We start from the raw sequence: 14,211 nt of genomic DNA on the forward strand, positions 1-14,211 counted from the left end.
TCCTTCCTCAGCGCACCGAATGCTTCGGTGAAGCCGCTGCCCGCCCGTTCCCAGAATCAGGCGGCCAGCGGCTTTTTGCGTTCCAGGACGCCGCTGGTCACCGCGATGCCAAAGCCCAGGACTGCCAACACGGCGCCCACGAGCGCGGGTGCCACGAAGCCCCAGCCCCAGGCGATCACTAGGCCGCCCAGGAAGGCGCCCAGGGCATTGGCAACGTTGAGCGCGGCGTGGTTGAGCGAAGAAGCCAGGGAGGGGGCGTCCGGCGACGCATCCAACAAACGCGTCTGCAGGGCCGGGATCAGCATGGAGCCGGACGCTCCAACCACAAAGACCATCACCAGGGCTGACCAGGGCCAGTGCACAGCCACCGCGTAAACCACCAGTGCGACGGCGATCCCGGGCAGGACCCAGTACAGCGTCCCCATCACTGACTTGTCGGCCAGCCTGCCGCCGACGACTGTTCCGGCCACCATGCCCAGTCCGTAGAGTGCCACCACAATGGGCAACAGCGATCCCGGAATACCGGCCACCAGGGTCATGGTGTGCGCAATGTAGGTGTAGGTCGCGAAGAAGCCACCAAAACCCACGATGCCGATCAGGATGGCCAGCCACACCTGGAGCCGCTTGAGCGCACCGAGTTCGCGGCGGATGCTCGCGTCAGGATGGGGGGCCTGGTATGGGACATAGCGCCACAGCAGCACCAGTGTCAGCAAGCCAATGCCTCCTACGAGGAGGAACAGCAGCCGCCAGCCGAAGGTCTGGCCCACCCAGGTGGCCGCGGGCACGCCGATAACGTTCGAAACGGAGAGGCCCGCCATCACCATGGAGATGGCCCAACCCCGACGCGTGGGGGAAACCAGAGAGGCGGCGATCACAGCCGCGACCCCGAAGAATGCGCCGTGCGGCAGCCCGGCCGCAAACCGGGAAACCAGCATGCTCCCGTAATCGGGAGCAACATAGGACGTCAGGTTGGCCAGCGTGAAGAACAACATGAGGCCCAGTGCGAGGTATTTGCGTGGCAGTTTGGCACCGACTGCGGCGAGCAGCGGCGCGCCCACCACAACTCCGAGGGCGTAGGCGGAAATGAGGTGTCCGGCCTCCGGGGTGCTGATGCCGAGTCCTTGTTCCACCTCTTTCAGCAGGCCCATCATGGTGAACTCCGTGACACCGATTCCGACGCCGCCCATTGCCAGTGCGAAAATCGCTGCGCCAACGTGTGGAGACTTCGCCTTGGATGCGGTGGAGGTTTGGACGACGCTACTCATGGGCCTGCTTTTCAAAGGGGATGCTGGGGGAGGGTCCGCAAACCATTCTCCCTCATAGACTGGGGCGGTGAGTGGACTGATACAGGTAGTTGGCGGAGCAATAGTGGACTCGTTGGCGAACCCTGCCCGCATACTGGTGGCCAGGCGGACTGCTCCCGAGCAGTTCGCTGGGCTCTGGGAATTTCCCGGCGGGAAAGTGGACGCCGGTGAGGAATGCGAGGCCGCATTGCACCGGGAACTGAGTGAGGAGCTCGGCGTGCGTGTCCGGCTGGGGCTCGAGCTCCCGGCAGCGGCGGCCACCGGATGGCGGCTGAACGACCGGGCAAGCATGCGGGTCTGGCTGGCCGAAATTATCCAGGGCGAGCCGCAACCCCTCGAGGACCACGACGCATTACGCTGGGTCGCGCTGACGGACCACCGGGAAGTGCTGGACCTGCCCTGGATCCCGGCCGATTTCCCCATTGTCGAAGCCCTCCTGCACTCACTCAGCGCGCAGCAGCCAGACACGCACGCGCGTTGAAATCCTGACGTCAGAACAGGGTAGGTTGACGGAGCGCTGTTGCTTCGTCGGCGTTCCGAAAGTCAGCGCCTGTTGTCCCGGGGACAGGCAGGATTCCTTCCGGATACTGGGCTTCCTCGCCTCGGGGATCGTCTGCCAGATCGCGGTGGCTGAAGCCGTGGCCGCTGGTGAAGCCATGCCGGTGCTTGAAATAGCGCACCTTTGCGGCGAGCCAGGTGCGGTATTCCTTCGACGCGTAGGACCCTGTGTCATAGAGGCGCCGGTAGCGGCCAGCCAGTTCCGGATGGTTCTTGGCAATCCACTGCATGAACCACTCGCGTGTTCCCGGCTTCAGGTAGAGGGCGCCGGCGGTGACGCCCGTGGCACCGGCCGCGGCCAACGAAGCGAACAGGGAATCAAGGGCTTCGTCACTGTCGGACAGCCACGGCAGGATAGGCATCGCCATAACACCGCAGGGGAGCCCGGCATCGCGTAAGCGGGAGACCAGCTTCAGCCGCGCCCGAGGCCCTGGCGTGCCTGGTTCCACGGCTTCCGAGAGTGCCTCATCCGTCATGGCCAGGGAAATGCCCACCCCTACCGGCACCTGGGCGGCAGCACGCTTCAGGAGCGGCATGTCCCGGGCGAGCAGCGTCCCCTTGGTAAGGATGGACAACGGCGTACCTGAGTCAGCCAGCGCCGTGATGATTCCCGGCATCAGCTGGTAGCGGCCCTCGGCCCGCTGGTAGGGGTCCGTGTTGGTGCCAAGCGCCACCTGGTGACGGCCCCAGGACGGTTTGGCCAGCTCCTTCCGGAGGACCTCGGCCGCATTGACCTTGACCACCACCTGGCTGTCGAAATCCAGTCCGGCGTCAAAGTCGAGATACGTGTGGCTCTTGCGCGCAAAACAGTAAACACAGGCATGGCTGCAGCCGCGGTACGGGTTCACGGTCCACTCAAACGGCATCCGCGACCCGGCCACCACCTTATTGAGCACCGATTTGGCGGTGACCTCATGAAAGGTGATGCCGGCGAATTCGGGGGTGGTCACAGAACGGACCAACCCGGCAAGGGGAAGCAGGGCAGGTGATGGGCCACTTCCGAGGTCATCGGCGGGCCGGGGCATCAGCGCTTGTTCATCCCATCTCATGCCTTCCATTCGAATATATGTTCGAACTTAAGTCAAGGACCGGGCGCCGCGGAAGTCCGCGCGCCGGGCTCACCGGCGGCAGGGCTCACGTCAGGCTGGTCGCGCCGGACTCACCGCCCGCCGGACTCACTGCCCGCCGGGGGCTCCGCCCCGTGGCTTCGGCCGGTGGCTTCCGCTTGCGTCGGCCCCCGGGAAACCGTCAGTCCAACAATTCCCACACCACGGTGACGCTGGCGTTAATGCCCGCGTGGCCCGCCTCCACGCTGATGGCTTCGCTGGCGGCGGCGCGCTGGATCCGGGCCACCGGAACCGGCCCGGGCGCATCCGGGTGCTCGGCAACGGACATCACCGCGCCAAGCCGCGCGGACGCCAGGGATGCAAACTGTTCGGCTTTGACTGAGGCATCCTGCCATGCAGCGTCCCGGGCGAGGGCGGCGACGGCTGACTCATCCGAGAAGCCAAGTTCCAGTCCGTTCAGGCGCACGTCATCGCCGCCGGCGTCTACTGCGGCGGCAATAACGGCGGATGCCGCGCTGACCTGCCGCAGGCGCACGGTGAGCATGCTGGAGGTCACGTACCCGGTCACCTGCTGGCCCCCGCTGTCGCGCCAGACGAACTCCGGCCGGACGTTCAGTCCGGAGGTCCGGATGTCCGTGTCAGCCAGGCCGTGCCGGCGGAGCGCACCGGATACAGCTGCGGACGCTGTTCCTGCATCCGCATAGGCGGCGCCCACGCTGTCCCGCCGACACTCGACGCCCACAGAAATCGTCAGTAAGTCAGGTGGCGCCTCCGCCGTCCCCGTTCCGGTCACGATAATGGTCCTGTTGCTTGTCGTGGTGTTGGGTTCGCCCGTCATTGTCAGACCTCGATTCCGACGGCGCCATGGGGCGCCGGCTTTGGTGTCCGGATGTCAACATAACCGCCGGCTGCCAGGCCGGCCTGCCGTTCGAAGAAATTCGCCGACGCCGGATTGCCCGTCCGGAGCTGCGACCAGCCGGCGGCCAGGAAATACAGCGGAAGGAAGGGCAACCCCAGGCAGTAGGCGTACTGGCTGCAGTGCTTTTCCTCATGCCCCAGGAGCGCCGGATTGGACGTCAGTTCTTCAGCCCGGATCCGGTAGATGACCACGTTGCCCAGGGTGAAGGCCCCCGCATACGGAATGCGCCACCGGTAGCCGGACGCCATGACCAGCCCGCGGGGGCCTTTGCTGACGGCGGTTCCCGCAGCCGCGGCAACGGCCAGGCCCAGCAGGGTAGTGCCGTTGGCCAGGTTGGCGAGCTGTCGTACGCGCTGCCCCGGCGTCAACAGCTGCGCGGCTGACGGGCCCTGCCCTTGTGTCATGAGGCCATGGTAACCGGAGCCTTCACTTAGACTGGAGGATAGTGGCCGCCAGTTTTTGACCGGTGTGCCCTGACCTGGTCATCGAGTGCATTCAGCAAGCATGGATTCACGGAATGACCTGCCAGTGACGGATGCGCTGCCGGGTAACCGCGCGCGGCTGCACCCCTCACCGGCAGCCCCGACTCGTAGCTAAGAACAGTAGATGACTGAAACTTTGCCGGGCGCCGCCATCCCGAACCCTACGGATGAAGCCGCCATCACTGCCGCTGTAGACCAGGCCATCGCCGCCATTGCCGGCGCAGGCACCCTTGACGAACTCAAGGCGGTGAGGCTGGCGCACACCGGTGAGAAGTCACCGCTCAGCCTGGCCAACCGGGAGATCGGCGGACTGCCGAAAGACCAGAAAGCCGTAGCCGGCAAACTCATGGGTTCCTCACGGGGCCGGGTCAACAAGGCGCTCGCGGACCGCACCGCCGAGCTGGAAGCACAAAACGACGCCCGGATCCTGCTGGAAGAGACGGTGGACGTCACTGCCGCACCCCGCCGTCGTCGGGCAGGAGCGCGTCACCCGCTCTCCACGCTGCAGGACCGCGTGGCGGACATCTTTGTGGGCATGGGCTGGGAAATCGCCGAAGGCCCCGAGGTGGAATCCGAATGGTTCAACTTCGACGCCCTGAACTTCAAGCCGGACCACCCCGCCCGCGAAATGCAGGACACGTTTTTCGTGGAGCCGCCGGAGGCCCACCTGGTGATGCGTACGCACACCTCCCCGGTGCAGGTCCGGTCCATGCTGGAACGCGAGTTGCCCATCTACGTCCTCTGCCCCGGCAAGGTGTTCCGCACCGATGAACTGGACGCGACGCACACCCCGGTCTTCCACCAGTTCGAGGGCCTGGCCATCGACAAGAACTTGAGCATGGCCGACCTCCTGGGCACCCTGGAGCACTTCACCCGGCAGTTGTTCGGCGACGAAGCGTCCGTCCGGCTGCGCCCGAACTATTTCCCCTTCACCGAACCCTCCGCGGAACTCGACATCTGGCACCCGGGCGCCAAGGGCGGCCCGCGCTGGATCGAATGGGGCGGCTGCGGCATGATCAACCCCAACGTCCTCCGCGCCGCGGGCATCGACCCGGATATCTACTCCGGTTTCGCATTTGGCATGGGTATCGAGCGCGCGCTCATGTTCCGCAATGACGTCGGCGACATGCGCGACATGATCGAAGGCGACGTACGTTTCAGCGAGCACTTCGGGATGGAGATCTAACAGTGCGTATCCCACTTTCCTGGCTGCGTGAATTCGCAGCAGTACCGGCCGGAGCAACGGCCGAAGACGTGATGGCCGAACTGGTCAAGGTCGGTTTTGAAGAAGAGGACGTCCACCGTCCCACGGACGCCTTGCAGGGTCCGGTTGTGGTGGGCCAGGTCCTGAGCATCGTCAAGGAACCCCAGACCAACGGCAAAACCATCAACTGGTGCCAGGTCCGGGTTGTCCCCGAAGGCCAGGAACAGACCCTGACCGGCGACAGCATCGACCCGTCCGGGGTGCAGGGGATCATCTGCGGCGCCCACAACTTCGTGGAGGGCGACAAGGTAGTAGTCACGCTGCCCGGCGCGGTCCTGCCCGGCGACTTCCACATCTCCGCGCGGAAGACCTACGGCCACCTGTCCGCCGGCATGATCGCCTCCGTGCGTGAGCTTGGCATCGGCGAGGACCACGACGGCATCCTGGTCCTGTCCCGCATCGGGCTTGATCCGGAAATCGGCACGGACGCCATGGAACTGCTCGGCCTTTATGACCAGGCAGCCGAGATCAACGTGACCCCGGACCGCGGCTACGCGTTCTCCATCCGTGGTGTGGCCCGTGAATACGCCCACGCCACCGGCACGGGATTCACGGACCCCGCTACCAAGGTCCAGGCTCCGGCGGAGCTTTCCGGCGGCTACGGCGTGAAGCTCAACGACGACGCTCCCATCTATGGCAAGCCCGGCTGCGACCGTTTCGTGGCCCGCACCGTCCGCGGCGTCGACGCCACCAAACCGACGCCCCCGTGGATGACCTCAAGGCTCCGGCTTGCCGGGATCCGCTCCATCTCCCTGCCCGTGGACATCTCCAACTACGTGATGCTCGAGCTTGGCCAGCCCACGCACTGCTATGACCTGGACAAGCTGTCCGGCGACATCGTGGTCCGCCGCGCCGTGGCGGGGGAGAAGATCACCACCCTGGACGACAAGGAGCGCGCGCTCGATATCGAGGACCTCCTCATCACCGACGGTTCCGGCGCGATCGGCATTGCCGGCGTGATGGGCGGTGCAGCCACCGAGGTGAGCGATTCGACGTCGAACGTCCTGGTGGAAGCTGCGCACTTCGACGAGGTGTCCATTGGCCGTTCCCGCCGCCGGCACAAGCTGCCGTCCGAGGCGTCCAAGCGCTTCGAGCGCGGCGTCGACTGGCACGTGGCGGACATCGCTGCCCAGCGTGTTGTTGACCTCCTGGTGGACCTCGCCGGCGGGGTTGCCGACCAGGCGGGGACCGACGTCGGGACCGCGCCGGACGCCGTGACCATCGCGCTGCCGGCAGCCTTCGCTTCCCAGCGGATCGGCATCGATTTCACCGAGGAACAGATCACCACTTCGCTGGTGGACCTCGGCGCCGTGGTGGAAAAGAACGACGGCGGCTGGACCGTTACCGCCCCCAGCTGGCGCAACGACCTGGAAACCAAGGAAGACCTCACCGAGGAAATCGCAAGGCTGGTGGGCTACGACAACATCCCCGCCACCCTTCCGGTGGCCCCTCCGGGACGTGGCCTGACCCGCGTGCAGCAGCAGCGCCGTCGGCTCATCCAGTCACTGGCCGACGCCGGTCTGACCGAAGTCCTGGCCTACCCGTTCGTCTCCAAGGCGGCCAACGACACGTTCGGCGTCGCCGAGCAGGGGGCGGCCCGGAGCGCGGTCAAGCTGGCGAACCCGATCAGCGAGGAACACGGCTTCCTGCGCACGTCCATCCTCCCCGGGCTGATCGAGGTGGCCAAGCGGAACTACTCCCGCGGGTTCCGCGACCTGGCGCTCTTCGAGTCGGGCCTCGTTTTCCTGCCGGGCGAGACCGTGGGTACTCAGTCCATCCCGCCGCTGGGCGTCAAGCCTTCCGACGAGGTACTGGATGCACTGTACGACGGCGTTCCGGACCAGCCGCTGCACGTCGCCGCTGTCCTCACGGGCCACGATTCACCCGCTGCCGCCGGCCACACGCCGCGCTTGTGGGACTGGTCAGACGCGCTTGACATTGCCCGGCTCGCCGGGGATGTCCTGGGTGTGGAGGTTGTGGTCAGCCAGGGTGCGCACCAGGCGTTCCACCCGGGCCGTGCCGCGCAGCTCTCGCTGCGGACCGGCGAAGTAGTGGGTTACGCCGGCGAGCTGCACCCGAAGCTCCTGGCCGCGCACGACATGCCTGCCCGTTCGGTGGCGCTGGAGTTCAACGCGGATGCCCTGTTCGAGGCAGCTGCGGATGTGATTGTGGCCCGCCACATCTCCACGTTCCCGGTGGCCACCCAGGACGTTGCCCTGGTGGTGCCGCAGGAGATTCCCGCGGACCAGGTCCTCGAAGCGCTCCGCGAAGGCGCCGGCGAGCTGCTGGAGGACGTGGCGCTGTTCGACGTCTACGCCGGCAAGGGTATTGAAGAAGGCAAGAAATCGCTCGCCTTCGGCCTGCGTTTCCGGGCAACGGACCGGACGCTGACGGCCGATGAGGCCTCGGCTGCGCGCGAAAGCGCGGTTGCCCTGGCTGCAGAGCGCTTCGGCGCCGTCCAGCGCTAAACGCGGATCCGGATGGCAGGGCTGGTGGGGGCGGGGCCGGTGGCGCCAGTGCCGGTCCTGCGTTCCTGCCCTCCCGGCGTATCCGAAGGGCAGGACCCGACGGCGGGCCACCAGTCAGTAGTGCTGGGGCCCGCCGAGCTGGCCCGAGCAGCTGCCCTGGCACCCGGCCCGCGGGCCGTTTTTGTCGCTGGCCGGCGTGCCCTGCGAAGGTTCGCAGCAGAACTGCTGGACGTCCCGGCGTCGGACCTCACCACTCACTTCAGCTGCCCCCGGTGCGGCTCCGGCCCCGAGCTATCGCACGGCAGGCCGGGTTATACGCTCAGGGGAGAGCCGGTGCCGCTCGCGCTGAGCCTGTCCCGGAGTTCCGGATGGATCCTGTTGGGCGCCGTGGTGGATCCACCGGCCGGAGTCACGATGGGCCTGGACCTGGGGGACCCGTCCGGCATGGCCTTTGAGGGGTTCGACGGCGTGGCGCTCACCACCGCGGAGCGCGCGGCCCTAACCGGGCTGGCCGGGCCTTTGCTGCTGCAGGAGCGGGCAAGGCTCTGGGCGCGTAAGGAAGCCTGGCTCAAGATGACGGGCGACGGTCTCGCCACGGCGCCGGACACGCTCGACGTTTTGTCGCGCCCGGAAATCCGGGACCTGGCCGCCGGCGAGGCGGGCCTCCCGCTCAACTTTCGCGCCGCCGTCGCGGTTTCGCGCACCGGCAGCTAGCGACGTTGTTGTCAGCGCACTTGCCCGTCACCGCACTTGCTGGTCAGCGCACCGGCAGCGGCGGAAGGGCGGCCTCGAGCAGCCACGGGTGCAGCAGCGCCTCGGTGTCCAGTCCGGTTGCCCGGTCCGCGGCGAGAATAAAGGCCGCCGTGGAAACTGAACCGTGACGGTGGGCATCTGTCCAGTCGTGCAGCAACGCAAAGAATGCCAGGTCGCCGCACCGGACCCGCAGGGCATGCAGGGCCAAGGCTCCCCGCTTGTAGACGCGGTCATCAAACATTAGCTCGGGCCCGGGGTCGCCCACGATAATGTCCTGGCTGCCGGCGGCCAGTTTCCGCCAGGCTGCGGCGGCCCGGTCCGCGACAGGGAGGACGCCCGCCTCCTCCGACCAGATCCACTCCGCATAGCAGGCGAAGCCCTCGTGGAGCCAGATGTCCGACCATGATGCGGCAGTGAGGGAGTTCCCGAACCACTGGTGCGCGAGCTCGTGGGCGATGAGCCGCTGGGATTCCCACTCCTGCGTCAGGTGGTTCCGGCCCAGAATGGAGAGCGTCTGCGCTTCAAGCGGTATTTCCAGCTCGTCTTCGGTCACCACCACGGAGTATTCCGGGAAAGGGTAGGGGCCGAAACAGCTGGCAAAGGTGCGCATCATCTCAGGCTGCCTGGCCAGGCCTTCGCGGGCCGTGTCGACCAGCAGCGCCGGGACGGCGGCGAACTGCGGAACCTGCCCGTCCACGGGGAAGGGAGTCAGGGCGAGGAACTCATAGCGGCCGATCTGGACCGTGGCCAGGTAGGTGGCCATGGGCTCGGCCTGTTCGTAGACCCAGGTCTCGCGGCTGGCCCTGCTGGTGTGGGAGATCAGGGTGCCGTTACACACGGCCCGGTAATTGGCGTCGGTGGTCACACTGATCCGGTAGCTGGCCTTGTCACCGGGGTGGTCGTTGCACGGGAACCAGGAGGCGGCGCCGTTCGGCTGGCCGGCCACAAGGACGCCGTCGGTGAGTTCCTCCCAGCCCACCTCGCCCCAGAACCCGCGCCGGGGACCGGGGTTGCCTTCGTAGCGGATGTCGAGGGTAAATTCCTCGCCCGCGGGCAGCGCGGCCTCGGGCACAATGACCAACTGCCCGGCGCGCTGGCTGAACTTTTTTACCCGGCGCCCGCTGAGCTGGATCTTCGTGGCCCGGAGCCCGATCAGGTCCAGTACGAGGGCCGCCGTCGCGTACTGGGTGACGGCGGTCAGGACCGCGCGCCCGTTCAGGCGGTTACTGCTGAGCTTGTAGTCAAGGTCCAGTTCGTAGCGGCTGACCTTGTACGCGTTTGTGCCATGGCCGGGCATATAGGGGTCGGGCGAAGATGCGCCGTGCTCCGAGGTGCGTGCAGGGCCGTTACTGGCGGCCGTGGGGCTCGGTGCGGGGGAACTCATAAGACGGTCTTTCCGATCAGCGTAGGGCGGCAGGACAGCTGGTACTGCGGGGCTAGCGTGGTTTGGGAGCGGACGCTGCGGGACCGCTCCAGGGGCTCACCGGGTTGCCCATCCAATAGGTCGCGGCGGGAACGGATTCGCCCCGCATCACCAGCGAGGCCGGTCCTACAGTTCCACCGCTGCCGATGCTCGCCTGCGGCAGGATGACGCCGTGGGGGCCCATGGTTGCTCCGTCTTCGAGGGTAACAGTGTCCAGGCTCATGACCCGGTCATGGAACAGGTGGGTTTGGACCACACAGCCACGGTTGACGGTGGAGTTCCGCCCGAGGGTGACCAGGTCCGCTTCGGGAAGCCAGTAGCTTTCGCACCACGTGCCGCGGCCGATCCGGGCGCCGAGCGCCCGGAGCCACCAGACCAGGGCCGGGGTCCCGGTGGCTGCCCGCGCGAACCAGGGGGCGCTGACCATTTCGATAAACGTATCGACCACCTCGTTGCGCCAAATGAAGGAGCTCCAGAGCGGGTGCTCGCCGGCACGGATCCGGCCCACGAGGACCCACTTGGCGACGACGGCGCTGCCGGCGGCAACCGCGCCCGCCAGCAGCATCACGACGCCGCCCAGGGCTGCGGCAATCCCGTAGTTGTAGGCGGCGGCCAGCCAGTCAAAAGCAAGCATCACGCCGGCGGCGATCGCCACCGTTACCACCACGGGGATGAAGCGGCCCAGTTCCCAGAGGCAGCGGGCAAACTTGAGCCGCAGCGGCGGCTGGTACGTGCGGGTGTCGTCCGAGGCGATGGCGGTGCGCCGGAGCCGCACAGGCGGGCTGCCCAACCAGGAGGTCCCGGACTTGGCTTTGGCCGGTGTGGCCGACAGGACGGCGACGAGTGAGTTCTTGGGGACATTCCTGCCGGCAGCGGTCATGCCCGAGTTGCCCAGGAAGGAGCGCTTGCCGATCTTCGCGGGCGCAATCCGCAGCCACCCGCCGTCGAGCTCGTAGGAGGCCACCATGGTGTCGTCGGCCAGGAAGGCGCCCTCGCCCACGGTGGTCATCTTGGGGATGAGCAGGACCGTGGAGGCTTCGACGTTCTTGCCGATCTTGGCGCCCAGCAGGCGCAGCCAGACCGGAGTGAAGAGACTGGCATAAACGGGGAAGAGCAGGTCGCGGGCCAGGTCCAGCACACGTTCCGTGGCCCAGACCTGCCAGCCGATCCGGCTGCGGACGCGGTAGTAGCCCTCCGCCAGGCCGGTGCCGAGCATCCGGGTGGTGACCAAAATCAGCAGGAGGTTGACGACGAACCACACGAGGGCCGCGGGTGCGAGGGCCTGCAGGAGTTGCGGGACGGCTGCGGAGAGCGATGCGCTGCCTTGGATAAAGGCAAAGACCACCAGTGCCGCGGCGGCGGCGGAGACGTAAGGGATCAGGGCCAGCACGGCTGAAGCCATGGCGAATCCGGCGAACCAGAGCCGGCCAATCAGCCGATGTTCGGCAGGAGTGTCCGGCAGCGAGTGCTTGGCCTTGCCCCGGCGCTCGGCGGGGGAGCCGGCCACGTGGTGGCCGGCCTTTACTTTGCCGAGGACGGCCGAGCCGGGCTCCACCTGGGCTCCGGCGCCGATGGAAGCGCCGGGCATCAGCGTGCTGCGCGCCCCGACGCTGGCTCCTGCCCCGATATGGACGGCCCCGATGTGGACGATGTCCCCGTCGATCCACCAACCGGAAAGATCCACTTCAGGCTCGACGTTGGAGCCGCTGCCGAGGGAAAGCATCCCGGTGACAGGCGGCAGTGAGTGCAGTTGGACGTTGTTGCCGATCTTGGCGCCCAACGCCCGGGCGTAGTACGGCACCCATGGTGCGCTGGCGAGGCTGATGGCCCCGGCGAGGTCCTGGATCTGTTCGGCCAGCCAGAGGCGCACGTGCACCCGTCCGGAGCGCGGGTACGTTCCCGGCCCCACCTTCCGGAGCAGCATCCGGGCCGCGGCCACGGAAATCAGCATACGGCCGGCCGGGGAGACGAAGACGAGCCAGGAGGCGGCCACCCACCACCAGGAAACTGTGGGGGCAGCGCTGAAGCCGGCCAATGCGGCCAGCACGTTGTTAGCCGCCATGAGGTAGGTCAGCCAGCGCATCCCCACCAGGATGTGCAAGGGAATGCCCATCAGCGTCTGGAAGACCTGGGACTTAAACGCGGTGGGGCGTACAGTCCGGGACGGCGCCGGCCCGGTGGCCACTCCGTCGGGAAGGGTCTGGCGGGCCGCATCAATCAGAGCACCGATCCTGGGTGTGGCATAAATGTCGGCGACCGTGATGGTCGGGTACCGGACCCTGAGGGCGGAGACCAGCTGGGCAGCGGACAGGGAGCCGCCGCCATAGGCGAAAAAGTCGGCGTCGAGGCTTGTTACGGTGCTGCCAAGGACTGCAGTCCACTGTTCGGCCACCCAGGAGGCATCTTCGGGGAGGTTCAAGGGGGCAGCGTCGGCCTCCGCCGCACCGGTCCCGCTCAGCGGCCAGGGCAGGGCGTGGCGGTCCACCTTGCCGCTGGTCTTGGTGGGCAGGGAGTCGACGACGGTCAGCAGCGGAATGAGGGGCGCGGGGAGGCTCTCTGCCAGGAGCTCGCGGGCGGCCGCCAGATCCAGGTCAGCGTCCGCGGCGGCCAGGTAGCCCACCAGGATCTGGTTGCCCGCAGCGGTTGTCCGTACTGCCGCGGCAGCTCCGGCAACGTGCGGGAGGGCCTGCAGGGCGGCGTCAATTTCGCCCAGTTCGATCCGGCGGCCACCGAGCTTGACCTGTTCGTCGGCGCGGCCCATAAAGATCAGTCCGGCGGCTTCGTAGCGGACCAGGTCGCCTGAACGGTAGGCGCGATCCCAGCCGAAGGACGGCATGGGCGCGTACTTCTCCCGGTCCTTGTCCGGGTCAAGGTAACGGGCCAGTCCGACGCCGCCGATGATCAGTTCGCCGATCTCCCCTTCGCCGACGGGCAGTCCTTCAGCATCCACCACGGCCAGGTCCCAGCCGTCCAGGGGCAGTCCGATCCGGACTGGACCGGGGCCACCCAGGGGAGCCGCGCAGGCCACTACCGTGGCCTCCGTGGGGCCGTAGGTGTTCCAGACTTCACGGCCCGGGATGGCAAGCCGCTCGGCCAGCTCGGGCGGGCAGGCCTCGCCGCCGAAAATCAGGAGCCGGACGCTCTCCAAGGACTCGGCCGGCCAGAGGGCAGCCAACGTAGGAACGGTGGACACTGCGGTGATGCCGTGGCTGATGAGCCACGGGCCGAGGTCCGTTCCGGTCCTGACCAGGGCCCGCGGTGCGGGCACCAGGCAGGCGCCGTGACGCCAGGCAAGCCACATTTCCTCACACGAGGCATCAAAGGCGACCGAAAGCCCTGCCAGTACCCTGTCCTGCGGGCCGAGGGGCTCCGCCTGCAGGAAGATCCGGGCTTCGGCGTCAACAAAGGCGGCGGCGGAGCGGTGCTGGACCGCGACGCCCTTGGGCGTGCCGGTGGAACCGGAGGTAAAGATCACCCACGCGTCATCGCCGGGCTCGGCGGAACGGCCTTCGGCAGCACGATGCTCGGCTTCACCGCGTTCCGGGGAGTCAGGGACGGAGACCGCGGCCCCACCCGTGAGCACTGCGGCTACGCCAGCCTCACCCGCGAGCACTGCGGCTACGCCAGCCTCACCCGTGAGCACTGCGGCTACGCCAGCCTCACCGAAAACGAGCCGGGCACGTTCCTCAGGGTCGTCAGCGTCCACAGGAACGTAGGCGGCACCGATGTGCAGGATAGCGAGAATCGAGATGTAGAGCTCGCTGGTCCCGGACGGAATGCGCACACCTATCCTGTCGCCGGCGCCCAGCCCGGCGGCCTGGAGCTCCCGTCCTTTGGCCCGGACCGCGGTCATCAGGTCGGCGTAGCTCAGCGAACGCCGGCCGTCGTCGAGCGCTGAGGCCTCCGGGAAACGTGCCGCCGAGTCCGCCAGGATGGCCATGAGGGTCCGCTCGGGCGGGGCCAGAGGAAAACC

The 14,211-nt window shown here is 67.3% G+C and carries 10 protein-coding genes; 4 read left to right on the top strand and 6 right to left on the bottom strand.

Annotated elements, in window-relative coordinates; all coding sequences use genetic code 11:
* Nucleotides 1-56: 56 nt before the first annotated feature.
* The gene (locus tag ACX80M_RS15445) at nt 57-1,265 is read right to left on the bottom strand and encodes an MFS transporter (RefSeq protein ID WP_252602071.1); all 1,209 of its coding nucleotides are present in this window, start codon (nt 1,263-1,265) and stop codon (nt 57-59) included.
* A 67-nt stretch (nt 1,266-1,332) separates the two neighbouring features.
* Here ACX80M_RS15445 and ACX80M_RS15450 point away from each other — a divergent pair, with 67 nt between their 5' ends.
* The gene (locus ACX80M_RS15450; RefSeq protein ID WP_252611239.1) at nt 1,333-1,785 is read left to right on the top strand and encodes a (deoxy)nucleoside triphosphate pyrophosphohydrolase; all 453 of its coding nucleotides are present in this window, start codon (nt 1,333-1,335) and stop codon (nt 1,783-1,785) included.
* A gap of 10 nt (nt 1,786-1,795) precedes the next feature.
* Here the strand turns inward: ACX80M_RS15450 and ACX80M_RS15455 are convergent, their stop codons facing one another.
* The 3 genes from ACX80M_RS15455 to ACX80M_RS15465 all read right to left on the bottom strand — a co-directional run bounded on the left by ACX80M_RS15455 (nt 1,796) and on the right by ACX80M_RS15465 (nt 4,252).
* Nucleotides 1,796-2,911, bottom strand: a complete 1,116-nt coding sequence (locus tag ACX80M_RS15455) for an Rv2578c family radical SAM protein (RefSeq protein WP_252602068.1) — start codon at nt 2,909-2,911, stop codon at nt 1,796-1,798.
* 199 nt (nt 2,912-3,110) lie between these two features.
* On the bottom strand, nt 3,111-3,767 hold the full coding sequence (locus tag ACX80M_RS15460; protein WP_252611241.1) for an SIMPL domain-containing protein: 657 nt from the start codon (nt 3,765-3,767) through the stop codon (nt 3,111-3,113).
* A 2-nt stretch (nt 3,768-3,769) separates the two neighbouring features.
* Nucleotides 3,770-4,252, bottom strand: a complete 483-nt coding sequence (locus ACX80M_RS15465) for a hypothetical protein (protein ID WP_252611242.1) — start codon at nt 4,250-4,252, stop codon at nt 3,770-3,772.
* Between the two features lie 202 nt (nt 4,253-4,454).
* Between ACX80M_RS15465 and pheS the strand changes: the two genes are divergently transcribed.
* The 3 genes from pheS to ACX80M_RS15480 are packed head-to-tail and all read left to right on the top strand — an operon-like array spanning nt 4,455 to nt 8,776.
* Nucleotides 4,455-5,516 carry a phenylalanine--tRNA ligase subunit alpha gene (gene pheS, locus ACX80M_RS15470; RefSeq protein ID WP_104063385.1) on the top strand — a complete coding sequence of 354 codons (1,062 nt, stop codon included), beginning with the start codon at nt 4,455-4,457 and terminating at the stop codon, nt 5,514-5,516.
* A gap of 2 nt (nt 5,517-5,518) precedes the next feature.
* The gene (gene pheT / locus ACX80M_RS15475) at nt 5,519-8,062 is read left to right on the top strand and encodes a phenylalanine--tRNA ligase subunit beta (protein WP_252611244.1); all 2,544 of its coding nucleotides are present in this window, start codon (nt 5,519-5,521) and stop codon (nt 8,060-8,062) included.
* Between the two features lie 12 nt (nt 8,063-8,074).
* Complete coding sequence (locus ACX80M_RS15480; protein ID WP_252602062.1) at nt 8,075-8,776, top strand: 4'-phosphopantetheinyl transferase family protein; 702 nt, start codon at nt 8,075-8,077, stop codon at nt 8,774-8,776.
* Between the two features lie 43 nt (nt 8,777-8,819).
* On the opposite strand, the gene ACX80M_RS15485 is transcribed toward ACX80M_RS15480, so the two are convergent.
* Both ACX80M_RS15485 and ACX80M_RS15490 read right to left on the bottom strand, forming a co-directional pair.
* A complete protein-coding gene (locus tag ACX80M_RS15485; RefSeq protein WP_252611246.1) occupies nt 8,820-10,199 on the bottom strand; it encodes a M1 family metallopeptidase in 1,380 nt (459 codons plus the stop codon).
* Between the two features lie 52 nt (nt 10,200-10,251).
* Nucleotides 10,252-14,178 carry a Pls/PosA family non-ribosomal peptide synthetase gene (locus ACX80M_RS15490; protein ID WP_459309941.1) on the bottom strand — a complete coding sequence of 1,309 codons (3,927 nt, stop codon included), beginning with the start codon at nt 14,176-14,178 and terminating at the stop codon, nt 10,252-10,254.
* Nucleotides 14,179-14,211: the final 33 nt, after the last annotated feature.

The sequence above is a fragment of the Pseudarthrobacter sp. MDT1-22 genome, assembly GCF_054511035.1.